Annotated in this window: 22 protein-coding genes; 15 read left to right on the top strand and 7 right to left on the bottom strand. The window is 45.2% G+C overall.

The genetic code is table 11. The features are described 5' to 3' along the window. Nucleotides 1-5: 5 nt before the first annotated feature. Nucleotides 6-707: an ABC transporter ATP-binding protein gene (locus EIH25_RS09610; RefSeq protein WP_206425701.1), complete on the bottom strand. Its 702-nt coding sequence runs from the start codon at nucleotides 705-707 to the stop codon at nucleotides 6-8. Between the two features lie 68 nt (nucleotides 708-775). Continuing rightward, on the bottom strand, nucleotides 776-1,684 hold the full coding sequence (locus EIH25_RS09615) for a LysR family transcriptional regulator (RefSeq protein ID WP_124100844.1): 909 nt from the start codon (nucleotides 1,682-1,684) through the stop codon (nucleotides 776-778). A gap of 258 nt (nucleotides 1,685-1,942) precedes the next feature. Here EIH25_RS09615 and EIH25_RS09620 point away from each other — a divergent pair, with 258 nt between their 5' ends. The 10 genes from EIH25_RS09620 (at nucleotide 1,943) to EIH25_RS09665 (ending at nucleotide 14,635) form a co-directional block, all read left to right on the top strand. After that, complete coding sequence (locus tag EIH25_RS09620) at nucleotides 1,943-2,635, top strand: F0F1 ATP synthase subunit A (RefSeq protein WP_124101325.1); 693 nt, start codon at nucleotides 1,943-1,945, stop codon at nucleotides 2,633-2,635. A 12-nt stretch (nucleotides 2,636-2,647) separates the two neighbouring features. Further along, complete coding sequence (gene atpE, locus EIH25_RS09625) at nucleotides 2,648-2,872, top strand: ATP synthase F0 subunit C (RefSeq protein WP_124100845.1); 225 nt, start codon at nucleotides 2,648-2,650, stop codon at nucleotides 2,870-2,872. Nucleotides 2,873-2,898: 26 nt separating this feature from the next. Next, entirely contained in the window at nucleotides 2,899-3,123 is a 225-nt protein-coding gene (atpE, locus tag EIH25_RS09630) for an ATP synthase F0 subunit C (protein ID WP_124100845.1), read from the top strand. Between the two features lie 25 nt (nucleotides 3,124-3,148). Further along, complete coding sequence (gene atpF / locus EIH25_RS09635; protein WP_124100846.1) at nucleotides 3,149-3,634, top strand: F0F1 ATP synthase subunit B; 486 nt, start codon at nucleotides 3,149-3,151, stop codon at nucleotides 3,632-3,634. Continuing rightward, nucleotides 3,631-4,137, top strand: a complete 507-nt coding sequence (locus tag EIH25_RS09640; protein WP_124100847.1) for a F0F1 ATP synthase subunit delta — start codon at nucleotides 3,631-3,633, stop codon at nucleotides 4,135-4,137. Before atpF ends, EIH25_RS09640 begins: the two co-directional genes overlap by 4 nt. A 39-nt stretch (nucleotides 4,138-4,176) precedes the next feature. After that, nucleotides 4,177-5,670 (top strand): F0F1 ATP synthase subunit alpha, encoded by a 1,494-nt coding sequence (gene atpA, locus EIH25_RS09645; protein ID WP_124100848.1) that lies wholly within the window; start codon nucleotides 4,177-4,179, stop codon nucleotides 5,668-5,670. Between the two features lie 5 nt (nucleotides 5,671-5,675). Then, entirely contained in the window at nucleotides 5,676-6,563 is an 888-nt protein-coding gene (atpG, locus tag EIH25_RS09650) for an ATP synthase F1 subunit gamma (RefSeq protein ID WP_124100849.1), read from the top strand. Between the two features lie 44 nt (nucleotides 6,564-6,607). After that, the gene (atpD, locus tag EIH25_RS09655) at nucleotides 6,608-8,002 is read left to right on the top strand and encodes a F0F1 ATP synthase subunit beta (protein ID WP_124101326.1); all 1,395 of its coding nucleotides are present in this window, start codon (nucleotides 6,608-6,610) and stop codon (nucleotides 8,000-8,002) included. 3 nt (nucleotides 8,003-8,005) lie between these two features. Continuing rightward, entirely contained in the window at nucleotides 8,006-8,416 is a 411-nt protein-coding gene (atpC, locus tag EIH25_RS09660; RefSeq protein ID WP_124100850.1) for an ATP synthase F1 subunit epsilon, read from the top strand. 351 nt (nucleotides 8,417-8,767) lie between these two features. After that, nucleotides 8,768-14,635 carry a fibronectin type III domain-containing protein gene (locus tag EIH25_RS09665; protein WP_206425702.1) on the top strand — a complete coding sequence of 1,956 codons (5,868 nt, stop codon included), beginning with the start codon at nucleotides 8,768-8,770 and terminating at the stop codon, nucleotides 14,633-14,635. 61 nt (nucleotides 14,636-14,696) lie between these two features. On the opposite strand, the gene htpG is transcribed toward EIH25_RS09665, so the two are convergent. Next, the gene (gene htpG, locus EIH25_RS09670; RefSeq protein WP_124100852.1) at nucleotides 14,697-16,583 is read right to left on the bottom strand and encodes a molecular chaperone HtpG; all 1,887 of its coding nucleotides are present in this window, start codon (nucleotides 16,581-16,583) and stop codon (nucleotides 14,697-14,699) included. 273 nt (nucleotides 16,584-16,856) lie between these two features. On the opposite strand from htpG, the gene metF reads away from it, so the two are divergent. The 5 genes from metF to EIH25_RS09695 all read left to right on the top strand — a co-directional run bounded on the left by metF (nucleotide 16,857) and on the right by EIH25_RS09695 (nucleotide 20,794). Further along, a complete protein-coding gene (gene metF, locus EIH25_RS09675) occupies nucleotides 16,857-17,717 on the top strand; it encodes a methylenetetrahydrofolate reductase [NAD(P)H] (RefSeq protein ID WP_124100853.1) in 861 nt (286 codons plus the stop codon). Between the two features lie 17 nt (nucleotides 17,718-17,734). Then, the gene (locus EIH25_RS09680) at nucleotides 17,735-18,790 is read left to right on the top strand and encodes a type II CAAX endopeptidase family protein (RefSeq protein ID WP_124100854.1); all 1,056 of its coding nucleotides are present in this window, start codon (nucleotides 17,735-17,737) and stop codon (nucleotides 18,788-18,790) included. Nucleotides 18,791-18,870: 80 nt separating this feature from the next. Next, nucleotides 18,871-19,305, top strand: a complete 435-nt coding sequence (locus EIH25_RS09685; protein WP_124100855.1) for an RrF2 family transcriptional regulator — start codon at nucleotides 18,871-18,873, stop codon at nucleotides 19,303-19,305. A 122-nt stretch (nucleotides 19,306-19,427) separates the two neighbouring features. After that, the gene (locus tag EIH25_RS09690) at nucleotides 19,428-20,279 is read left to right on the top strand and encodes a shikimate dehydrogenase (RefSeq protein WP_124100856.1); all 852 of its coding nucleotides are present in this window, start codon (nucleotides 19,428-19,430) and stop codon (nucleotides 20,277-20,279) included. Nucleotides 20,280-20,293: 14 nt separating this feature from the next. Next, nucleotides 20,294-20,794: a shikimate kinase gene (locus EIH25_RS09695; protein ID WP_124100857.1), complete on the top strand. Its 501-nt coding sequence runs from the start codon at nucleotides 20,294-20,296 to the stop codon at nucleotides 20,792-20,794. 69 nt (nucleotides 20,795-20,863) lie between these two features. Here EIH25_RS09695 and EIH25_RS09700 read toward each other — a convergent pair whose 3' ends face one another. The 4 genes from EIH25_RS09700 to EIH25_RS09715 form a co-directional block, all read right to left on the bottom strand. Further along, a complete protein-coding gene (locus EIH25_RS09700; protein WP_124100858.1) occupies nucleotides 20,864-21,673 on the bottom strand; it encodes a hypothetical protein in 810 nt (269 codons plus the stop codon). Nucleotides 21,674-21,765: 92 nt separating this feature from the next. Further along, nucleotides 21,766-22,476 carry an NAD-dependent protein deacylase gene (locus EIH25_RS09705; protein WP_124100859.1) on the bottom strand — a complete coding sequence of 237 codons (711 nt, stop codon included), beginning with the start codon at nucleotides 22,474-22,476 and terminating at the stop codon, nucleotides 21,766-21,768. Nucleotides 22,477-22,498: 22 nt separating this feature from the next. After that, a complete protein-coding gene (locus EIH25_RS09710; protein ID WP_164489211.1) occupies nucleotides 22,499-23,770 on the bottom strand; it encodes an ABC transporter substrate-binding protein in 1,272 nt (423 codons plus the stop codon). A gap of 41 nt (nucleotides 23,771-23,811) precedes the next feature. Further along, nucleotides 23,812-25,299, bottom strand: a complete 1,488-nt coding sequence (locus tag EIH25_RS09715) for a diguanylate cyclase (RefSeq protein ID WP_124100861.1) — start codon at nucleotides 25,297-25,299, stop codon at nucleotides 23,812-23,814. Between the last annotated feature and the right edge of the window lie 169 nt (nucleotides 25,300-25,468).

Consider the following 25,468-nt stretch of genomic DNA (forward strand, 5'->3'; position numbering starts at 1 on the left):
TTTGTTTACCATTCTATAGTTGAAACGTCGGCGGGGTTTTCATTTAAAACCACCTTGTCGACTTTGCTATTTTTAACATGAATCACCCTGTCCGCCATGGGGGCTATCGCCGAGTTATGAGTAATTACTATAACGGTCATTCCGTTTTTTCGGCAGGTATCCTGAAGCAGCTTGAGTATCGTTTTGCCCGTGTTGTAATCCAGGGCTCCCGTAGGCTCGTCGCAGAGGAGGAGCTTAGGCTGCTTTGCAAGGGCTCTTGCAATTGAAACGCGCTGCTGCTCGCCGCCGGAAAGCTGCGAGGGGAAATTGTTCATTCTGTCCTGAAGCCCCACATTTCGCAGTACCTCTTCGGGTGAAACGGCGTCGGGGCAGATCTGGGTGGCAAGCTCCACATTTTCCAGAGCCGTAAGATTTGTTACGAGGTTGTAAAACTGAAAGACAAAGCCAATGTCGTAGCGTCTGTACGACGTAAGCTGACGCCGGTTATATTTTGCAATATCCTTGCCGTCAACTATAATCTCGCCTTCGTCGCAGGTATCCATACCGCCGAGCATATTGAGTATCGTGGTCTTTCCCGCTCCGCTTGCGCCTACAATAACGGCAAACTCGCCCTTGTTTATCTCGAAGCTTACTCCGTCGGAAGCGTTTATGGTGATTTCTCCCATTATGTAACGCTTATAAACGTTTTTAAACTCTACAAAGCTCATGATTAATTCCCCCGTTCGCATTTATTATACTATAAACCTTATTCTATTTCAACAATGATTTGTTAACTTTAATACTCAGGCTCATACGATTTTTCGGAAACGCATTCAAGGAAAGCTTTCATTATGGCGGTTGCCGGATATTTGGTGCAGGTAACGGCGCAGATGCTGCGCTGAGGGAGAGGCTCTTTAAGCTTGATTTCAAATATGTCGCCGCGTTTTATATCGTCTGCGGCTATCTCTCTGGGGATAAAGCCTATTCCCAGATTGTTTCTGACCAGAGGCAGAACAAGATTAATTGAGGCAAGCTCTATATCGGGTCTGAGAAGAATATTATGGAGCCGGAATATGTAGTCGAGATAATGTCTTGTAGTGGTGCTTTCCTGAAGCGATATAAGCGGATAGTTCGAGATGTCGTGCATGGAAATGGGCTTTTCACGCAGATGTGAAAATTCGCTGCCCGCTACCAGAATATCCTGGAGCTTGTCCAGAACGGTTATGCTCAGCTGCTGCTTATCCATAAACGGAGAGCTTACTACGGCGGTATCAATAATGTTTGATTTCAGGGCTTCGATCGCGTCGGGGGTAGTCATATTGTCTATTTTTATTTTCACCATAGGGTGGAGGTTATGGAATTTGATTATTTGCTTTATTATATGCCTTTGCATAGCCGCTTCGGAAACGCCTAGCCGTATGATCCCGCTTTTGGTCTTATTGAAAAGAGAAATCTCCTCCTCAGCGGAAAAAATATGCTTGCAGGCGATCTGTATATGCTTGAAAAGAAGCTCGCCCTCCGGAGTAAGCTCAACGCCTTTTTTGCTGCGGGTGAAGAGCGTGCAGCTGAGATCCTCTTCAAGATTTGATATGCACCGGCTTACGCTGGGCTGTGAAAGATAAAGCGCCGACGCGGCTGAGGTTATATTTTTCAGTTTCGCAACAAAGTAGAATACTTTATAATGCTCGAAATTTATCGACGACATAATAAAACCTCCTTTTTTTACAGCTGTTTGTTATCTATAGCATAAACGTATGATAGACATAGAAAATATGTATTTTACAAATGTTTATGAAAGTATTATAATATATATAGCGATAAAAATCAAGGGCTTAACATGGCTTACAATTTAATTTTTGTATATTATCAGTATAAAATCAAAGGCGATTCAGTTTCCGGCTTCTGTTTGTAATCAGAGATCGGCGGCGCTTTGGTTTTATTTTTTTGGAGGTGAAGAGCATTGATGGATAAAATTGCGCACGCGATAAGCGAAGCGATGGAAAACAGCACAGCGTTTACTATACCGCTGTTCGGAGGGATACCCGTTTCACAGAGCTGCGTCGTAACGTGGATCATAATGGCGGCGCTTGTGGCGCTTTCGATTGTTTTTACCAGAAATCTCAAGCTTGTTCCCGGAAGAAAGCAGATGATGATTGAAGCCTTTGTCGGTTTTCTGAGGAATTTTTTCAGGGATCAGCTGGGAGAAAAGGGAATGTGCTATTTTCCGTTTCTTTGTACGGTAATAATTTATATAGGCTTTTCAAATATCATAGGGCTTTTCGGCTTTACCCCGCCTACCAAGGATCTGAACGTAACCGCTGCGCTGGCGATTATGAGCATTATTCTGGTTGAAGTCGCGGGAATAAGGGCGAAGGGAACTAAGGGCTGGCTGAAAAGCTTTGCGAAGCCTGTAGCGATTATCGCTCCTCTGAACGTTATGGAGATAGCGATCCGTCCGCTTTCTTTGTGTATGCGTCTTTTCGGAAACGTGCTGGCGTCGGTCATAATAATGGAGCTGCTGAAGGCGGTGGTGCCGATATTTGTTCCGCTGGTATTTTCAGCGTATTTCGATATTTTTGACGGATTTATCCAGGCATATGTATTTGTATTCCTTACCTCGCTTTACATAGACGAGGCTATTGAAGACGAAGATTGATTATTTGGAGGTATTATCATGTTGGTAGCTATTGGCGCGGCGGTTGCCGTAATCACAGGAATCGGAGCAGGAATCGGAATCGGTATCGCAACGGGAAAGGCGACGGAATCTATTGCAAGACAGCCCGAGGCTAAAAAGGACATCAGAAGCTCGCTGCTGCTCGGCTGCGCGCTTGCAGAGGCAACGGCTATTTACGGTCTGATCGTAGCGATCCTTATCATTTTCTTTGTTAAGTAAAAGAATATATAAAAATTTTCGGAGGTATTATTATGTTGGTAGCTATTGGCGCGGCGGTTGCCGTAATCACAGGAATCGGAGCAGGAATCGGTATCGGTATCGCAACGGGAAAGGCGACAGAATCAATCGCAAGACAGCCCGAGGCTAAAAAGGACATCAGAAGCTCGTTGCTGCTCGGCTGCGCGCTTGCAGAGGCGACGGCTATTTACGGCCTTATCGTTGCGATCCTTATCATTTTCTTTGTTAAATAGCATTGTTTGAAAGGGGCATATTTTTATGCTGAAATTAGACTGGAATCTGGTATTTACGATTATAAACCTTCTGATTCTGTATCTGCTGCTGAAAAAGTTTCTTTTCAAGCCAGTATGCGACATGATGGATAAACGGGCAAAAATGATACAGGACGAGATGGACTCGGCGGAGGCTGAAAAAGCCGAGGCAATGAAGCTTAAGTCCGATTATGAGGAAACGCTGAAGAACGCCCGTCAGGAGGCTGTGAAAATTACCGATGACGCGAGGGCGCGCGCCGGAAAGGAATACGATCTGCTGATGGAAAACGCCAGAGCCGAATCTGCCAAGCTTATTGCCGACGCTGAAAAGTCCATTGAAAACGAACGCGTAAGGGCAATGGACGGAGCCAGATATGAGATAGCCGATCTGGCGCTGCTTGCCGCCGCAAAGGTTATAAGGAAAAACGCGGACGGCGTTGACAGCCGCGAGCTGGCGGAAAGCTTTATTTCCGAGGCGGGTGAGCAGGAATGATTTTTCAGAGTACAGAAAACTGCGCGAGGGTTTTGTTTTCACTGAATATCCCAAGGGCTGACGTTTCCGAGGCTGAAACGGTCTGGAATGAATCAGGGGAACTGAGGGAGGCGCTTTGCTGCCCTGCCGTCGGTCTCGGAGAGAAATATGCCGTTACAGACAGGCTTTTCCCTAGCAGTATGACCTCTTTTATAAAGACTATGTGCGCCTTCGGACATATCGCACAGCTTTCGGATATATTCAAGGCCTACAGAAAGCTTGAGCTTAAGAAGCAGGGCATAGTTGAAGCGACGCTTTATTGTGCAGACAGACCCGACAATGAAACGGCTGAAAAGTTCAGAAAAATGCTTTGCGAAAAATACGGGGCAAACGACGCGGCGCTTGAAATAACCGAGGATAAATCTCTGATAATCGGATACAGGCTCGTCGTAGGAGATACGGAATACGACAAAAGCGCTGCCGGAGCGGTTAAGGCGCTTCGCAGAAAGCTTGTCTGCCGCTGAGAGGCGTTTATGTAAAATTTGGAGGTGTGCGATTTGAGTATGAGCCGCAGTGATATAATATCCGTTCTGAAAAGTGAGATTTCAGATTTTGAAGCCAAAATGCAGGTGTCCCAGACAGGTACTGTCATAACCATAAACGACGGAATCGTCAGCGTATACGGTCTTAATCACGTTATGTACGGCGAGCTGGTCGAGTTTGAAACGGGCGTTAAGGGAATAGTGCAGAATATTGAAAGCAGGACGGCGGGCGTTGTTCTGCTCGGCTCCGACCATGGTCTTACGGAGGGCTCAAAGGTAGTCAGAACCGGAAAAAGAGCAGGCGTGCCGGTAGGCGAAAATTTTATCGGAAGGGTAGTGGACGCGCTGGGCGCTCCTATAGACGGTCTGGGACCTGTTGAGGAAGCTGATTTTTATCCTATAGAGAGGGAGGCTCCGGGAGTTGTAAACAGAAAATCCGTAACCGTTCCGCTCCAGACGGGAATTCTTGCTATAGATTCAATGTTTCCTATCGGAAGAGGGCAGCGAGAGCTGATCATAGGCGACCGTCAGACCGGAAAGACGGCGATAGCTGTGGATACTATAATCAACCAGAAGGATCAGGATATGATATGTATCTATGTAGCTATAGGTCAGAAGGCGTCTACCGTTGCAAAGCTGGTAGGAGATCTGAAAAGGCACGGCGCTATGGATTATACCATCGTTGTTTCCGCCATGGCTTCTGATCTTGCGCCTCTGCAGTACATAGCGCCGTATTCCGGAACGGCTATGGCGGAGTATTTTATGGAAAAAGGAAAGGACGTGCTTATCGTATACGACGATCTTTCCAAGCACGCTGTGGCATACAGGGCAATGAGCCTGCTTCTGCAGCGCTCCCCGGGAAGAGAGGCTTATCCGGGAGATGTTTTTTATCTTCATTCAAGACTACTGGAGCGTTCTTCAAGGCTTGACGACGAGCATGGCGGAGGCTCTATCACCGCTCTGCCTATAATAGAAACCCAGGCGGGGGACGTTTCCGCTTATATACCTACAAATGTTATTTCGATTACCGACGGACAGATATTCCTCGAATCCCAGCTTTTTTTCTCGGGCATAAGACCTGCGGTAAACGTAGGACTTTCCGTTTCGCGAGTAGGAGGCGCGGCGCAGACCAAGGCAATGAAAAAGGTTGCCGGAACGCTGCGTATAGAGCTTGCTCAATTCCGTGAGATGGAGGTGTTTACACAATTCAGCTCCGAGCTTGATAAAACCACCAAGGAGCTGCTGGATCACGGAAACCGGCTTGTGGAGCTGCTTAAACAGCCGCTTTACAGACCGCTTCCGCTGCATGAGCAGGTGATTTTGCTGTGTATTGCCAAGCATAAGCTTATGCTTGACGTTCCTATCAGGGATATAAAGAAATTCCGCGCCGATATTATAAGCTATTTTAAAGCTAATCATCCTGAGATAACGGACGAGATCGACAGAACCAAGGCTTTGTCAGACGAGCTGGAGGAAAAGATCGTGTCCTGCGCAAAAGAGTTCAAAGGCAGGTAACGGCTATGGCTAACGTAAGAGAAATCAAGGAGCGCATAGACAGCATCAACGACATAATGAAGATAACAAACGCTATGTACCTTATATCCTCATCCAAGCTGAAAAAAGCGAAAAAGAGCCTTGAAGCCACCGTTCCGTATTTCGACCAGCTTCAGTCTACTATACACCATATTTTAAAGCACACTCCGGAATTTGAACACGTTTATTTTGACAGCAGGGAAAATAAGCCGGAGGATAAGAAAACCTACGGCTATATCGTGGTGACAGGCGATAAGGGTCTGTGCGGTTCGTATAATCACAACGTGCTGCGGCTTGCGGAGCAGGAAATGTCAAAGCATAAGAATACCTGTCTTTTTGTAGTCGGTCAGGTGGGAAGGCAGTATTTTTCCAGGCGCAGGGTCACGATAGACGGAGAGTTTTTGTATACCGCGCAGAATCCTACCCTTTACCGCGCCAGAAGCATAGCCGAAACGCTAACGGATCTTTATCTGAAAGAACGGCTTGATGAGATATATGTTATTTTCACCAAAATGATAACCTCGGCTAAGATGGAGCCGGAAGTAATAAGACTGCTGCCTATGGAGCGTGAGCGTTTCAAGACCGCGGCAGGCAGGACTCCTCATCATGACGCCGTTTTTTCTCCCTCTCCCGAAAAGGTAATGGATCACCTTGTGCCGAATTACCTGAAGGGACTGCTGTACGGCGTTCTTATCGAGGCGTTTTCAAGCGAGCAGAACGCGCGTATGACCGCAATGGATTCCGCTACTTCAAGCGCGAAGGATATGATCAAGGAGCTTGATCTGCTCTACAACCGGGCAAGGCAGGCGGCTATTACTCAGGAGATAACCGAGATCGTCAGCGGAGCCAGAAGCCAGCAGAAAAAGAAAAATTAATCCGAAAGGAGGATATGTCCGCGGTTTCGGGCATAGTTGAATATATGGAAAAGGGCAAAATCGTTCAGATACTAGGTCCTGTCGTAGACGTTGAATTTCCCGAGGGCAGGCTGCCGATGATAAAGGACGCGCTTACCGTCGAGCTTGACGGCAGAACGCTTTATATGGAGGTCGCCCAGCAGCTGGGCAACAGTACGGTACGCTGCATAATGCTTGCGTCCAGCGAGGGTCTTGTAAAGGATATGGAGGTTACCGCCACCGGCTCCTGTATCAAGGTCCCTGTGGGAAAGTGTACTCTCGGAAGAATGTTCAACGTACTGGGACAGGAGATAGACGGGGGAGCTCCCGCCGAAGCGGAGGAAAGATGGGAGATACACCGCGCTCCGCCGAAATTTGAGGATCAGAGTCCGGTCGTTGAGATACTTGAAACGGGAATCAAGGTAATAGACCTGCTGGCGCCTTACGCAAAGGGCGGAAAGATCGGTCTGTTCGGCGGCGCCGGAGTGGGAAAGACGGTGCTTATTCAGGAGCTTATCAGAAACGTCGCTACGGAGCACGGAGGCTATTCTATATTTACGGGAGTAGGAGAGCGTTCGAGAGAAGGAAACGATCTGTGGCACGAAATGAAGGAGTCGGGAGTTATTGATAAAACCGCTCTGGTGTTCGGCCAGATGAACGAGCCTCCCGGATCGAGAATGAGAGTAGCGCAGACCGGTCTTACTATGGCGGAGTATTTCCGCGATAAGGAGCACCAGAACGTTCTGCTGTTTATCGACAATATTTTCAGATATGTTCAGGCAGGCTCCGAGGTTTCGGCGCTGCTTGGCAGAATGCCGTCGGCGGTAGGCTATCAGCCGACTCTTGCCAACGAGGTCGGCGAGCTTCAGGAGAGAATAACCTCCACCAAAAACGGTTCGATTACGTCGGTGCAGGCGGTTTACGTTCCCGCGGACGACCTTACAGACCCCGCTCCCGCGATCACCTTTGCTCATCTGGACGCCACAACGGTGCTTTCAAGAAAGATAGTTGAACAGGGAATCTATCCGGCGGTAGATCCGCTTGAATCTACGTCGAGAATACTTGAGCCGGGCGTTGTCGGCGAGGAGCATTATGAAATCGCCAGAAAGGTTCAGGAGCTTTTGCAGAAGTACAAGGAGCTTCAGGATATTATCGCTATTCTGGGTATGGAGGAGCTTGACGAGGAGGATAAGCTGGCGGTTGCCAGAGCCAGGAGGATACAGAAGTTTCTTTCCCAGCCCTTCCACGTTGCCGAGAATTTTACCGGCCTGAAAGGAAAATATGTTCCTCTGAAGGAAACGCTCAGAGGCTTTAAAATGATAATCGACGGGGAAATGGACGAGTATCCCGAGGCGGCGTTCCTTATGGCGGGAACGATAGACGACGTAATTGAAAAGGCAAGGCAGCTCGGGGAGGAATGACGAATGGCCAAGACGTTTCATCTTGATATAATCGCCAGCGACAAGTATTTTTTCGGCGGCGAGTGCGAGGAACTGGTCTTTCCGGGCATTGACGGCTCTTACGGGATACTTCCGGGGCACGAGCCGATGATAAGCTGTCTTTCGTCGGGAGAGCTCAGGTTCAGAACCGACGGCGAATGGCACAGTGCGGCGGTAAGCGACGGCTTTCTTGAGATAATGCCTAAGTTTGTGAAAATACTGGCGGATACGGTCGAGCGTCCCGAGGACATAGACCGCAAGCGCGCCGAAGCCGCCAAGGAGCGGGCGGAAGAACGTCTGCGACAGAAGCTGAGCATAAGACAGTATTATCATACTCAGGCTGCGCTGAACCGCGCCATGACAAGACTTAAAATTACAAGCAAATCTGCCAAATAATGAAACGGCTCTGCGGATAGCACAAAACCGCGGGGCTGTTTTTGTGCGTATATACGAAATTTTAACGCTGTAAAAAATTCTTGTTAAAAAACGTAGAATTTTTGCCTGTCCGATTGTTTTATATATAGGATACGCGGAACGTAGCGTACGGAAAATAAAATAAAAAATGGACAAAAGAGAAAACGACCTGTGAAATTGCTGATTTTGCAGGTCGTTTTTTGTTTAAAATGACGAAATATTAAATTGTATGCATTTTTTATCAAAAACTATTGCAATTTATGGATATATATGTTACAATAAATTACGACCATTTTCGACATCAATATGAAATCAATGAAAAATATTGATATTATGCCGAAAAGTAACGGCTTTGCGGACGGGAGCCGAAAGGGTGAATTTATTGTAAAGGAGTTTCAGAAGATGAAGAGATTTACGGCGGCGTTTCTTGCGCTGATACTGACCTTCGGAAGTCTGTGCCTGCCGGCGGACTTATTCGACGGTCTGTTTATGAGAGCAGGGGCGTATACTTATGGGGATTATGTGTATAGAGTGCTTGACGATGGGACGGTGGAGATAATAGATTATAACGGCTCGGCAAGCGTTCTTGATATTCCGGGGAGTATTGAGGGGAGGTTGGTAACGATAGGTGTATATGCATTTAACGGTTGCAAAAGTTTAACCGAAATAACAATATCGGACGGTGTAGCAAATATAGGAAGTGGAGCATTTGATAATTGCACAAGCTTAACCAAAATAACAATTTCGGACAGCGTAACAGATATAGGAGGTTATGCATTTTCTAATTGCACAAGTTTAACCGAAATAACAATATCGGATAGTGTAACAAGTATAGGAGGTAGTGCATTTTATAAATGCACAAGCTTAACCGAAATAACGATACCGGATAGTGTAACAGGAATAGGAGGAGGTGCGTTTCAAAGTTGCACGAGTTTAAATAAGATAACGATACCTGGTAATGTAAAAAGTATAGAAGATTATTCATTTGAATATTGTACAAACTTAACCGAAATAACGATACCTGATAGCGTAACAAGTATAAGAAATTGTGCGTTCAGTTCTTGCACAAATTTAAAAACAATAAAAATCCCATCTAGTGTAACAAGCATAGGGAATTGGGCATTTTCATCATGCCCCAACCTCACCCTTATCTGCGAAAAAGGCAGCTATGCTCATACCTATGCCAAGGATAATAGTATCCCCTACAGACTTACAAACGCGGACGCTCCCGACGAGCTTACTATAACTCTGGACAAGGACTCCTACCTCTACACCGGAAGCGAGATAAAGCCGGAGGTAACGGTAACGGACGGGGATACCGAGCTGAAGGAGAATACCGATTATACTTTGTCCTACAGGGACAACGTAAATATTGGAACAGGGTCTGTAACGGTAAATTTCAAGGGCGATTACAAGTCGCGGAAAACCGTTAAATTCAAGATTACGGACGTTGAAAAGCCGGAGAAGCCGGTTGAAGGGGACTCGATTTATATAGGAGCTGTCGATATAAACGGAAATCCTATCAAAAGCTTCAGCTGTACATACGGCGATTCCTGTGAGAAAACTGAAAACGGATTCATAATAATATATGATCTTGATACCAGTAAGACTCTTGAGATCAATGCGGAGGGGTATTATTCTCATATAATAGACCTGGCAAGCTACAAGGACACCGGCATGAATGTTGAAACAGTTATGCTGTTTAAATTAGACGACAATCCCCATAAGCTTCAATCGGCATATGTCAAGATTGACGGTATGAAAAATATACTTAATATGAATCAGACGATTCTGCTCAATGAGGACGACGCGGATTTTTATGTAAATGATATAGAGTTTCAGTTCAAAGTGATCGGAAATGAGCAGAATGTTGTTAATTACACGCTTTATGCAAATGATGGAAGCGTTGAAATCGGCTGTGCGGACGAGAACGGAAAGCTTGTAGTGAAAGAAAATAAGCTTGAAGCAAGCAGCGATTACAGCGTAAGAGTTGAGTCGGCAGACGGAAGCGTTACCTATACCGATTTGGCGCTTACGGTTGTCAAGGTACAGGAATCGGACTACGGTATGTTTGAGGTTTCCGACGGTTCGCTTGATTTTCAGATCCCTGACGATGTTCCTATCATAGGCGGAAGCAAAATGTCGCTTGGACAGGCAAATTCGCCCGTCACAATACAATATAAAGGCGATGGAACGGTTCGGGTGGCAATCGGAGGATCAAATAGTTATATAGACAAGGAAAAGACTCTTGGAGAGGCAAAGAAGTTTGTAAACAGTGCAAAGCTGAATGTCAATATAGGCGATCTGAAAGGCTCCGTTGAGTATAAAGAGATTCAGAAATCCGTAATTTCCGGAAAATTTCTCATGTTTGACAAAGCAAAAATAAATGTTGTCGGATACGGAGAAGGAAAAGTAAATTCCGATGGCAGCGTAAACATGGACGTAGCTATTGTATTAACTGTTGAGGGCGCCGGCAGCATATCCAATTTTACATTTATAGATTATGTTCCTGTATATATGGAATTAGGGTTTGACTTTGCCCTTAATTATACTAAAGACATGGAATTTGACAGCCGGTACGGTTTAAGTCTTAAAGGCTGGAGCGATGAGCTTACAATTGATACTTCAATAAATATTATTCCGTTTATTGGGCCGGGTTTTAAATATTATAACGCAGGAGTTTACGGCAACATCAATCTGAAAACACGCGCAACGCTGATAACCTATATTGAAGCGAAAAAGGGCTTTAACCTTATAACTGCCGGCGCAGAGGTAGGAGCGAGGGTAGATGTAGGTCCGTTTAGAGCGAAATTACCTGTCTGGAAAACAGACAAGGATTTTGTTATTTACAATTACGAGGAGCCAGCCTCCGTCAACGCTCTGAAATCAGTTCAGCCTTCAAATGATATGTCCTCGCTGTTTAATATAGAAAACTATACGCTGAACAAGGATAAATCGACCTCGGTTTTCAGCGGAAACGAAACGGCGGACAATTCGCTTACAGAAATAATAAACGGCTGTCTCGCCAGCGCTCAGCCTCAGATAATTTCCTGCGGCGGAACAACTCTTATGGTTTATCTTGACAAGGACAACAGCAGAACGGATATAAATTCAAACGTGCTTATGTATTCGGTTTATGACGAAAGCACAGCTACATGGTCTGAGCCGAAAAAAGCGGATAATAACGATCTGCTTGACAACAGAGCAAGTCTGTATACGGACGGAAGCGATATTTATCTGATATATGAGGAAGCCGGAGAGCAGCTTGCCGACGACGCTTCAATAAGCGATTTCGCGGCTTCGCTGGAAATAGTGTCCGCAAGGTTCAATGCGCAGACAGGCGGATTTGAAAACTTTGAGAAGCTTACGTCTAATGATATAATGGATTCAAAACCCTCTGTTTCAAGTATCGGAGGAACGCTTACAGCAGTGTGGGCTGCAAATCCGGATTCGGATTATTTCGGACTCAACGGAAAGAACAGAATAATGTACAGCGTTTATTCTGAAAACGGCTGGAGCGAGGCTGCCGTGCTGGAGGAGAATCTCAGCTGTATAACGGATCTGGCAGTCGGCAGTCTGGACGGAAAGGCAGTCGTTTCATATATTCTGGACAGTGACAACGATCTGATTACGGAGGACGATAAAGAGCTGTTTATCCATGCGATCGGTTCAAAAGCCGTTTCAGCAGGCAGCGGATGTCTTGACAATCTGCAGTTTGCGGTTCTTCCGCAGATGGAATCTGAAGTCCTGACCTGGTATGAGGACGGCTTTATAAAGTACGCTGAAAATATTTCCGGAATCAGTGATTATGCCATAGACGGGGCGGATTACAGTGTAGCTTCGGATTATGTAATTACAGACGGAAGGATATATTATACGTCACGCAATGACTGTTCGACAGATCTTATGCTTGTCACCTACGAAAACGGCTGGAGCGAGCCGATCGTGATTGAAACGACGGCGTCGGGCAGCTATTTTGAACAGCTTGCCGCGGCGGGAGATACCGCGGTAATGGTCAGAAACAAGGTTGACGTAAACAGCGATGAGATTTCTGAAAAGGCTGATATCGTAAGCTACCGTTATGCCGATATAACTGATCTTAAAGTAAATAACGCCGTATATGATTACAATTACGCGGTTCCCGATTATCAGATGCCGCTGTACATCAGCGTTTCAAATAACGGAACCAGAACCGTGAACGGAGTAAGAGTAAATGTATACAAGGATGAAGAAAATGTTTACAGCAAGGATATTGCATACGTTATCCGCGCGGGAGCGGACGAAGATATTCTGATCCTGCTTGATACTGATAAGACCTTCTATACGGGAGATTACAGGATATGCGTACTGCCTTTGAATTCTCAGGACGCTGATCCGGAGGATAACGAAACCGTATTTTCCTGCGGACTTTCCGATCTTGAGGTTGAAGTGAACGAGTATGTGGCGGGAAACGGAGGAACGGTGACCGTAAGCGTTAAAAATAATTCGTATGTTTCGGTAAGCGGTTCAGAGCTTTCTGTGGAGGACGAAAACGGAAAGGTTCTGAAAACGATAGACGTGCCGGAAGTGGCAGGCGGCGGAATAGAGGTTTTCAATATACCTGTTAAGGAGCTGCTGAGCGATGACGAGTCGGAAAAGTTTATCCGTTTTAATTTGATTACTGACGCTGACGAATACGACGTGCTGAATAATTCAGCTGTAAAAAGCGTAATAAGATATGCGGTTTCGATCGGAACCTGCGACATTGAGCTGGATCAGACTGAATTTATGTATGACGGAAATGCCGCAGAGCCGGCGATAACTGTAAAAGACGGCGACAGGCTTCTTGCTGTAAATACCGATTATAAGGTTGAATATTCCGATAACGTGAATGCAGGCGCTGCTTCTGCAACTATAACCGGCATCGGCGAATATTCGGGAAGCGTTGTCATAAGCTTTGAAATAAAGCCTGAAAGAGCGGAAAAGCTGTCTGTTTCGGTAGCGGACGATGATCTTGTTTATACCGGAAAAGCACTTTCTCCTGAAGTTACGGTCACGAACGAAGAAAAAACGCTTGTATCAGGACGCGACTACTATCTTGTTTACAAAAATAATATCAACGCCGGAACGGCGGAAGTAACGGTCATTGGAACGGGAAATTATACCGGCGAGGTTACGAGAAGCTTTACTATCGGCAGAAGAAACGTTTCAGACGGATTGTCCTACTCATATCCTTCTACTTATACATATACCGGATACGCCTGTCTGCCTGCGGTTACTGTAAAATACGGTACGGAAGCGCTTGAAAAAGACTCAGACTATTCCGTTTACTACAGTGATAATGTAAACGCCGGAAAAGCCGAAATTATTATAACCGGACTCGGCAATTATACGGGAACAATAACCAAAACCTTTGTTATCATACCTAGAAGCATTACATCTCTCAGCTTGAGCAATATTGAGGAAACGTATATTTATACTGGCTCGGCGATAGCTCCTTCGCCGGCGCTGAAATACGGAACGAAGCAGCTTGCGGTTGGCGCTGATTATATGGTTTCATATAGTTCTAACTTTGCCATAGGCACAGCCACTGTAAAGATAACCGGAAAAGGCAACTATACCGGAACGCTGACAAAAAGCTTTGATATCGTTCCTAAAACTCCTGTGTTTAAGGAGGAGTATACTTCCGTTACCGACGCTGTACGTATAAACTGGGATAAGGTGGATAACGCGACGGGATACCGCATTTATAGGTTTAACGAGAAAGACAAATCTTGGGATAATATAGAAACGATCAAGGACAATACCGTCCTTACATACCGCGACGAGGGGCTGAAGTCAGGCACAGTATACAGATATAAGGTAAAGGCTTATAAAAAGGTAGGAGATGTAAACTATTGGGGCTTCGCCTCGGACGAAAAATATACGGCTTCAGCGCCGGAAAAGGTTACGGTTACAAAGGCGAACCGCTCAACAACCTCCGTACGGATTTTTTGGGAGGAGGTAAACTGCACAGGCTATAAGGTCCAGCAGTACAACTCTTCATCAGGGGAATGGGAAACACTGGAGCTTGTTTCTTACGGAACGACGGAGCTTAAGATTTCCGGACTGAAAAGCAATAAGCAGTATAAATTCCGTGTTCAGGCATATACGAAAGTACCCGGAAGCGACAACAAAAAGGGTGATTGGTCCGATGTGTTTACAGTCAGCACAACATCATAAGCCTGAAAAATAAAAATGCCGTGAAGCTTGATTTAAGCTTCGCGGCATTTGCTTTTATTTATCACACCATAAGTCCGCAGATAAGATTTGCAAATTCAACAGGATCCTCTACGCTCAGCCCCTCAATAAGACGAGCCTGAGAGTAGAGTAGCTTGGTATAATCCTTAAGCTTATCTCTGTCGCTCGCATAAAGATCTTTAAGCTTTGCAAAAACGGGGTGAGAGGAGTTAAGCTCAAGACATTTTTCCGCCTTGACTTCCTTACCCTCGTTCTGAGGCATGGAGTTGAGGACCTTTTCCATTTCTATAGTAATGCTGCCCTCGGCGGACAGGCACACCGGATGGCTTTTAAGCTTGGAGGAAAGACGGACGTCCTTTACCTTGCCCTCAAGCGCGTCGGTCATGAATTTGAACATATCCTGATTTTCCTCGGCAGTCTTTTTCGTTTCTTCCTTTTCTTCTTCAGTTTCAAGATCAAGATCGCCGTCAGAGATAGATTTGAACTTTTTGCCCTTATATTCCATCATGACCTTGATAGCAAATTCATCAACATCCTGAGTAAAGTAGAGCACCTCAAAGCCCTTGTCCTTTACTCTTTCCAGCTGCGGCAGCATTTCGATTCTGGCAATGCTTTCTCCGCAGGCGTAATAAATCTCCTCCTGGTCTTCCTTCATTCTTGAAACGTACTCTTCAAGAGTTACGTTCTTGCCGTCAAAGGAGGACGGCCACATAAGAAGATCCTGCAAAGTATCCTTGCTTGCGCCGTAGGACTGATAAATTCCGAACTTGAACTGAAGTCCGAAGGTTTCATAGAATTTAAGATACTTTTCGCGGTCGTTTTTAAGCATTTTTGCAAGCTCGTTTTTAATGGATTTTTCTACGTTTTTGGCAATTATCTTAAGCTGTCTGTCGTGCTGCAAAAGCTCTCTCGATATGTTGAGCGACAGATCCTCGGAATCCACAAGTCCCTTTACAAAGCTGAAATAATCCGGCAGCAGATCCGCGCATTTTTCCATGATCAAAACTCCGCTGGAATAAAGCTGAAGTCCTTTTTCATAGTCCTTAGAATAATAGTCGAAGGGCGCCTTTGAAGGAATGTAAAGCAGCGCGTCGAAAGTGGCGATACCTTCGTTTTTGCTGTGAATGTGAGCAAGGGGAGGCATATAATCCATAAACTTTTCAGTATAGAAGTTGTTGTAATCCTCATCTTTCAGCTCGTTTTTGTTTTTCTTCCAGATGGGAGTCATGCTGTTGAGCGTTTCATTAACAATGTGCTTTTCAGGCTCGGCATTCTCGTCATCAGGATAATGGGTGTGCTCTACGTCCATTTTAATAGGAAAGCGGATATAATCGGAATATTTCTTTACAAGCGACTGGATCTGATATTGATCTAAATACTTGTCGTAGTTCTCGTCGTCGGTGTTGTCCTTCATTTTAAGAACTATTTCAGTGCCGAAGCCGTCCTTGCCGCATTCCTCTACTGTGTAGCCGTCAACGCCGTTAGACTGCCACTTCCATGCTTTTTCCGAGCCGTAGGGCTTTGTATACACCGTAACCTCTTTGGCAACCATAAAGGTTGAATAAAAGCCTACGCCGAACTGACCGATTATGTCAACGTCGTCGCCAAGCTCGTTATCCTTTTTAAAATTGAAAGAGCCGCTGTTTGCGATAGTTCCTAGGTTGTTTTCCAGCTCCTCTTCGGTCATTCCTATTCCGTTATCGGAAATTGTAAAAGTGCGGTTTTCCTTGTCCGCTTTAAGCTGAATGGCAAAATCGTCCTTATTCATGCCGACGCTGGTATCTGTCAGCGATTTATAATAAAGCTTGTCGATAGCGTCGCTGGCGTTGGAGATAAGCTCTCTCAGAAAGATTTCCTTGTGAGTATAGATTGAATTGATCATCATGTCCAGCAAACGCTTGGATTCTGCTTTGAACTGTTTTGTTTCCATTTTTATCAGACCTTCCCTTTGATTTTTAGCACTCTTGATGTTCGAGTGCTAACTATATTTTTATTATACATCTCTTTTGATAAAATGCAATAGCTATAACAAAATAGATACTTTTTATTTACACTTAATAAATAAATGCCGGTGCGAAGGATTTGCATTTTATATTAAAAATGTGCTATAATATAATTTAAAGACTTTATATGCACAGTATATATTCACTGTATTTTATGCTTTTCTGCGGAGAGTACATATGTAAATGAAAGGACGGAGAAAATGAAAATATCTAAGCTTTTTGAGGAGCACAGACCTCGGTTTTCCCTTGAGGTTTTTCCGCCGAAAAAAAACGGCGGCATTGAAACCATATATGAAACTCTCGACGGATTAAAGGATCTGAAGCCTGCGTTTATCAGCGTTACATATGGAGCCGGAGGGAATATTGCCGATAATTCCACCTGTGAGATCTGTTCTATAATCAAGAATAAGTATAATATAATGCCAATAGCTCATCTTACCTGCGTCAACAACACCAAGGCGGATATAGACTATATTCTGAATGAGCTAAAAACTGTGGGAGTAGAAAATATTCTTGCGCTCAGGGGAGATATAAATCCTGACGTTCCTCCCAAGCATGATTTCAAGCACGCAGACGAGCTTGTATCCTATATTAAGGCCAGAGGGGATTTCAGTATTTCTGCCGCCTGCTATCCTGAGTGTCACCCGGATTCCGACAGCATGGTTTCCGATATCCTTCATCTGAAGCACAAGGTTGACTGCGGAGCGGAGCATCTTGTTTCACAGCTGTTTTTCAATAATGAGGATTTTTATGAGTTCCGTGAAAAGTGCAGGATAGCAGGGATAAATGTTCCTATCGAGGCGGGAATAATGCCCGTTACCTCCAAAAGCGGAATAATGCGCATGGTATCAATGTGCGGAGCGTCTATTCCTAAAAAGCTTGCCAAAATGCTGAACCGTTTTGAGAACAACCCCAAGGCGCTCGAGGACGCCGGTATCGCTTACGCTATAGATCAGATCGTCGATCTTATATCAAGCGATGTTGACGGAATACATCTTTACACAATGAATAAGCCGTATATCGCGCAAAGGATATTTGCGGCGGTGGAATCTATGAGATAACGTTCGGGAGGACTTTGATGTTTTACGGTAATTTCGGAGGAACAAATTTTCAGAGCGATTATTACAATCAGCTGATAGAAGCCCGCCGGCGTGAAAAAAAGGCGATGTTTGTAAACTGCTCCAAGCTTGGAATAATTCTGATCGTTTATAATCTGCTTAATTCTCTGTTCCTGAACGTATATTATCTTATAGTATACGCGTATAAAAACGGCAGGATAGTGCTGAGCGTGGCAGCTGCCAAGGAATACCTAGCTCAGCAGCGGGAACTTATAAGCTCGTCCGTCTTTTCAATGGCGGGAAATTTATTTATTATCTTTTCAAGCCTTGCGGTTATTCTTATTATCGCGCGTTTTGTCATGAAAATAGATTTTTCGGAGATGATGAAGCCGAAAAAGGAACATACTGCTCAGGCGGCAAAATGGTTTCCGCTTTGCCTGACGCTGAACGTTCTGGTCAGCATTATAATCGCCTATTTTACATTTTATATGGGACAGATGGGAATAACCGTTCCGGAAAGCGATCTGTCCATAAGACAGCCGAGCGCTGCTGCGGTGATACTGCAAATAGCGTATGTTATAATTCTCGGTCCTGTTGCAGAAGAGATAATTTACAGAGGCATAATACTTACGCTGTTAAAGCCGTTCGGAAAATTTATGGCTGTGTTTTTCTCCGCGCTTATATTCGGACTTATGCACGGAAATATTCCTCAGGCTGCTTCTGCCTTTGCCAGCGCTCTGATATTCGGAGCGGTTGCTATTCAATGCAACTCGATCATACCTACGATCATTATTCATATCGTAAATAATATATTCGCCAGCTTTATGGATTTTGCTGATGTTTACGGCTGGGCGTACGCTCAGGAAATATATATGGCGTTTGAAATACTGGTGATCTTCATGGGAGTTTATGTGCTGTTTACAAGCGGCTGGAGGCTTAAATTTAATAATGACCGAGCCTATGCGATGACCTCGTCCCAGCGTTACGGCGCGGTATTTTCAAATGTGTTTATTCTTATTTATTTTATCATGATAATATTTGAGTTTGTAACAAGCTTTATAAGGGCCAATTCCTGAGATTGATTTTCGACGCGGCTGACTAACAGGTATGTATGATGTAAAAACAGCTTGCCGACAAAAAAGAAAGGATGATTATCTTGAAAATTTCCACAAAGGGAAGATACGCGCTTAGACTTATGCTTGACCTTGCAATGCATGACGACGGAAGCTATATTCCGATAAAGGATATAGCTAAGCGCCAGTCGATTTCGGATAAATATCTTGAACAGATAATTTCTGTGCTTGGACGGGCAGGATATGTTAAAAGCGTCCGGGGTGCCGGAGGAGGCTATAAGCTTGCGCATCCGGTAAAAAGCTATACCGTCGGAATGGTTCTGCGCCTGACCGAGGGAAGCCTTGCGCCGGTCGCCTGTCTTGACGACAATGTCAATACCTGTGAACGCAGGAATGAATGCGCTACTCTCATGGTGTGGGAGAAACTGTATGAGGCGATCAACGGAGTGGTAGATTCAATTACGCTGGAGGATCTGGTGGAATATCAGAAATCCCTCGCGTCGGATTATGTTATTTAAGGCAATGCCGCTGACCTGCGCTGCCTTAGAATAGAAGTACGGAGTTATTTCCGCATTATGCTTACAATAAAGCAAAGTATCGGAAGGAGGTGCATTTTCCCTTTGGGGAAAATGAATATACAATGTCAAGAAAATACGCTATTTTAGGAGGCTCTTTGAAGCACACGATGTCGCCGCCTATTCATGCCAGGCTTTTTGAACTGAAAGACCGGGAGTATCAGTATGAAATAGTTGAGGCTACCGCCGAAGGTCTTGTTCAGACGGCGAAATACCTTAATTCGCTGAATGGATATAATATAACTATCCCTCACAAGGTCGGGATAATAAAATATCTTGACAGGCTGGACGAATCGGCAAAGAGATACAATTCAGTAAACTGCGTTGACAATAAGAACGGCGTGCTTACCGGATATAATACCGACTGCGACGGATTTCTGCATACTGTAAGAGCTATGGGCGTCAGGCTTTCGGGCAGAGTTTTGCTTATTGGCTGCGGCGGAGTCGGAAGAATGATAGCTATCGAGTCTGCTCTGGCAGGAGCCGATCTTAGCATTGCCGTGCTGGAAAGCGATCTGCCGCTTGCCGTTCAGGCTGAGAAGGAAATATACGCTATGAAGCCGGACGCTGAAATAACCATTGTGACTATGGATAAAATTGACGATACGAAGCATTATGACCTGCTTGTAAACGCCTGTCCCGTCGGAATGTATCCCAAAGTTGACGGCTGCCCGGTTGGCGACGGTATAATCAGGGCAAGCGGCGCGGTGTTTGATCTTATTTACAATCCCCGTGAAACGGCGCTTGTCCGCAAGGCGAAGGCGCTTGGGAAAAAAGCGGCGGGAGGAATGGCTATGCTGGTATGGCAGGCGGTTTCGGCGCACCAGATATGGGACGGTGACAGTTATTCCGACAGCGAGGTTCAGTCGATAATTGAAGAAATGGAAGACGCTGTTGAAAAGAATTTCAAATTGTAACGGAAGTGAAGCCTATGAACAGAAAAACGGTGTATCTTTGCGGCTTTATGGGCTGCGGAAAGTCCACTATAGGGAGATTGCTTGCCAAACGTCTGGGTACGGGATTTACGGATCTTGATACTTACATAGAAAAAAAAGAGGGCTTGAGGATCCCTGAGATTTTTGAAAAGTACGGCGAGGATCATTTCCGCGCGGCTGAAACCGAGGCTCTGGAGGAGCTGGGCGCGGCGGGAGGCGTCGTAGCGACGGGCGGCGGGGCTCTGCTTTCTGACGCAAACGCTCAGACTGCCGCAAATAACGGTACTGCGATATTTATTGACACGCCCTTTGAGATATGCTACGGAAGGATAAAAGGCGACAAGAACCGTCCTATAGCATATAATTCCACCAAAGAACAGCTTTTGGAAAGGTTTGAATACCGCAGACCGCTTTATATGAAAAATTCCCGGGCGGCCGTTGACGGCTCAGGAACTCCTTTAGGCATAGTCGAGCAAATAATGAAAAATCTGATATAGCAAAAACGGACGGACATTCATATGCCCGTCCGTTTGTATTTTTATTGCAGACTATGCGGTTAACGTAGTTTATTGAGCTTCAGCCGAATTTGTTTCTTCTGAAAGGGAGGAGCTGTCCGCATACTGCTCCGGATTCTCTATTTCCATTGTAGGATCGATTATTCCTGCTGAATATTCAAGATTGAAAAGCTTCCATTTCCCTCTGACCTTTCCTACATAGCAGTTATATCGGAAGTTGTCGGTTTTCTTTGCTCCTGAAAACGTAACGTCCGCCACTACCGAATACGCTTCGCTTACCGACGGCGCTGAGCCGTATTTGCTTTTGTACTCTGACAGACTGAAATCCTCAAGGACAGTTTCCTTTCCGCAGGACACGGTTATTGAAAAGCCCTCTCCGTATTCTTCAGTAAAGTCCTTGAGAAATTCGCGCATATATTCCTCTTTACCATAGCCCAGAGTTTCCCGCTCATCCTCATACTCCTTTTTCATTTCAGACGGGAAGCATTTTATAAAGCTGTCAAAATCCCGCTGGCTCAGGGAGGAGAAATACTGATTTATCACGTCTGTTTTATTGCTGCTGAACAGCGTTCCGTTTTTAATAAGAACGGCGCCGACCACTACGACAGCGATAAACGCTATAATAATAAGAGCGTTTCTTCTGGCGTGGGGATCGGTATACTTTCCCTGCGCTTTCTGTTTGTTCTTTTCACGCTGACGGTCATAAAATTCCTTTTTCTCTTCGTCGGTCATAAATCTTTCCGGCTTAGTGAACTTTTTATATTTTTCCAGGGCTTTGGATTTTGTCTGCTTTCCGTAGCCGCACTTTGTGCAGAAATCGCCGTCATAATAGCTTCCGCATGATTTGCAAATCTTAGACATAATTAAACCGCTCGGTCAAGAGCTACTCCTTTCAGATTCTGATTTTTATTGTACTTCATCGTGACGGATTTGTCAACATTGGCAGAATAATTTTACACACTAACGCTTTTCAGCACTTTCCCTACAGGCTCGTGAATCACAAGGTCGGCGCCGGAATCCATAGGGGTTGTACCACGGTTTATCAGTATAAGGTTTTTTCCTCTGAAATATCTTACCATTCCGGCGGCGGGATAAACGGTAAGAGAGGTGCCGGCAATTATCATTGTATCGCTTTGAGAAATCGCGGCAATAGCTTTGTCAATTGTATCGCTGTCAAGCTGCTCCTCATAAAGCACCACGTCGGGCTTGATTATTCCGCCGCAGGAGCAGCGTGGCACACCGAAAGAGTTTAATATGTATCGGGCTGTGTAAAGCTTTCCGCATTTCATACAGTAATTTCTGTGCACCGATCCGTGAAGCTCCAGTACGTTCCGGCTGCCGGCGGCCTGATGAAGTCCGTCTATATTCTGAGTTATTACGGCAGCCAGCCTGCCGCGTTTTTCAAGCTCGGCAAGCTTATAATGCGCGGCGTTGGGCTTCGCGTCAAGACACAGCATTTTGTCACGGTAAAAATCGTAGAATTTTTCGGTATGGCTGTCAAAAAAGGTTCTGCTTAGCATGGTTTCCGGCGGGACGTCGTATTTCTGGTTATAAAGCCCGTCTGCCGAACGGAAATCGGGAATACCGCTTTCAGTGGAAACTCCCGCTCCTCCGAAAAAAACTATTCTGTAACTTTCATCGATCATTCTTTGAAGCTCTGACATAATATCACCCGTTTCCGTTGTTTCAGCCGTCGGAGTTTGTTATCTGCAAAAACAGAGCGTACAGCTTTTCGCTTACCTCGACTGTATCGGCTCCGTCGTAATAAATTTCGTCAAATGCGGACTTAAACGCGTCTATAAGCTCGGAATTTTCAAGCGCCGGATTTATACAGCTGATTTTGCCCGAATTCTGAACAAGCCTTTCATTAGCCTCATACTGTATTCCTTCAAGCATATCGTTGGCTTCAAGGACCTCCAAGGCGGAGCGGCTTATCGGAACGCCTTTTTCAAGTCCCTGAACCGACGCCGTTTCTTCGCTGCTTACCAGAAAATCCAGAAGCTTTGCCGCAGCCTCAGGGTTTTCGGTATCACGTTTTATGGCGTAAAGCGCGGTAGGCTTGGCGTACCAGCCGGTAAGCTTTGCATTGTCCATAGTCAGATAATCTCCGGCGACTATCGTATATCCGTTTTCCTGAGCGGGAACGCAGTAATATTCAGCGTCCGATATCCAGTACATCGTTCCCGCGCTCTTTCCGTTTATAAAATCGTTTTTGTCAAGCTCCTCAACGGGCTTTGTTACCTTGCCGTCTACAAGCGATTTATAGAATAAAAGCATATCTGCGATATTTTCCCGCGTAAAGTTAAGCCTGCCGTTTTCGTCCGCAAATTCTATTCCGCTAAGCTGTTCCTCGTATGCGACGGAGGACAGCCACAGCTGCTTTAAGTTCAGCTCCATAGGATAGATACCGTCAGCGGACATCGCTTCGGACGCCTTGAAAAGGTCGTCCCAGGTTTTCGGCAGCTCCAGACCATATTTGTCGTATATAGTTTTATTGTAAAACATAGTCTGAGCGTTAAGCGCCGTGGGGATTCCGTTCAGCTTCCCTCCGACGGTTCCGAAAGCCAGCGCCTCTTCGCTGAAGTTTTCCAGCCGGATATAGTCGCTCAGCTCGTTAAGGTCGTAAAAGCCTTGTCCGTCAGCGGAATACTTATACAGCCAGTCGTAATTTATCTGCATTACGTCGGCTTCGGTGCGTGAGGAAAGCTCGATAGCCATACGTCTCTCGAAGCCGGTCCATTCATTATATTCCGGAATAACGTCAATATCCGGGTTCTGATTTTCAAAATATCTGATAGCGTCTATGGTATAACTGTGTCTTATATCCTTTCCCCACCAGGAAAAATATATTTCACAGGGCTGTCCCGCAAGCTTTATTTCCGTTTCTCCCGAGCAGGAGGAGAGGCATATTACAGCCGCTGCCGACATAGCAAGCATGGATTTTTGGCGGTGTTTCATAGGATTTTTCATGCTTCCTTTCTTACAGGATGACCGGACAGTTATTTTCTGTCCGTATGCTTGTTTATGGATTCATAGTAGACGCAGCTGTCCTTTTCTGCTTTCAATGACAGGCTGAGAGCCTTTGCAGCGCATTTGTAAAGCTCGTCAAAAGTCTTTCCGCTGTCCGGGTAAACGCATACGCCAACGGCGAAGTACAGCTTATGCTCCTGATTTTCTCCGGCAAAAAAGCCTTTAAAGCTTGTGCAGAGCGAATCGCATCTGGCTTTAAGCGTGCTGTGCGCCTTAAAAAGATCAAAATCCGAAAAATCAGCAAACACTGTAAATTCGTCTTGTTCATTGATTCCGATTATATCGTCGGAACCGAACGAGGCGCTTATCAGATCTCCTGTTTTCTTCAGAGCCTCGTTGGCGTAGTCGCAGCCCAGACGCATTTTTATTTCGTCAAAATCTTTTATCCTTATAAGAATGAACGCGTATGTGCTTCCGGGCAGACAGGTTTCTATACGGTCGGATATTTCTTCTTCAAGGGCCATTCCGTTAAGAAGTCCGGTAACGGTATCCACTTCCTCGCTGTCGAACAGCCCTTTGTTTTTATCAGCTTCAGAGGTATATTTCATCGAGGCAATATAGCCTGAGAAAATAAGAATTACAGCAGAAACGGAGAAAAAGGCTAATATGAAAGCTCCTGCATTTGCTTTTCCGTTAAAAATACCGTCCGCTTCAGCACAGCTTATTACTTTCCAGCCGGCGCTGCATTCCGCCAACGCGCCGATAAGACCGTCGCGGGAAAAAATAATGCTTTCGCTATTCTCGGTAAGAAACGACATATTTTCCGGAAGGACGTCCCCGATTTGCTCTGAAGCGTTTTCAGAGGAATAAATAACGTTTCCGCTGCTGTCAATAAGGTATATCATATCCCGGCTTTCCGAATCGGCGCTTTGAAATACCGTATCGAGCTCGGTAGTATAAACCGAGGTAAGCAGCAGAGCGTTTTCGTTTATCTTTTTGATGTAATATAGTCTGCTGAACCGGCTGTTGTGTTCCGATATCCAGACGCTGTCGGAATTTTTCTCAATATGACCGTAAAAAGCTTCAAACATAGACGGTCCGAAAATATCAGAGGTTCCGTCCGATATTTTGCCGGCGCTTTCTCCGTTTCGATAGATTATTCCGAAATCACAATAGTTTTCCATCAGGCTTAATGATATCATTTTATCAGTGAGCTGTTGCTCCTGTTGAAGCTCCTCAAAGGTCTTGACGCCGTTTTCCGGCGGATAGTAGGCAATAGTCTCGTCGTCCTCAAATATAGAGGTTCCCGCCTTCTCTATTCTCAGCAGAAAGCTGTTCATGCTTTTTCTGTATTGAGAGGCAAGCGAAAGCGTGTGATTTTCAAGCTGTGCTTCAAGCGATTGATTACTGTTGCAGATTATCAGAGAGCCTGCCGCCGCGGACAGAATTATTCCCAGTATTGTGTAGACGGCAATAAGCCGGTTGCGGAGCTTTTTTAATTTGTTTTCTTCAGCCACGATCTCACCTGCCGTTTCCGAATATCAGCTTTAATATGTTTATATTATATCACATTTTTCTATTTATTCAAGACGAACAGGTGCATTTACGGAATTTGTACGATATTTATTAAGTATGAGTTTACATTTGATATAGTAAGAAAAAGGCTGTGAAAACGCAATTATTGTT

The sequence above is a fragment of the Ruminococcus sp. Marseille-P6503 genome, from assembly GCF_900604945.1.
Lineage (GTDB): Bacteria > Bacillota > Clostridia > Oscillospirales > Ruminococcaceae > FB2012.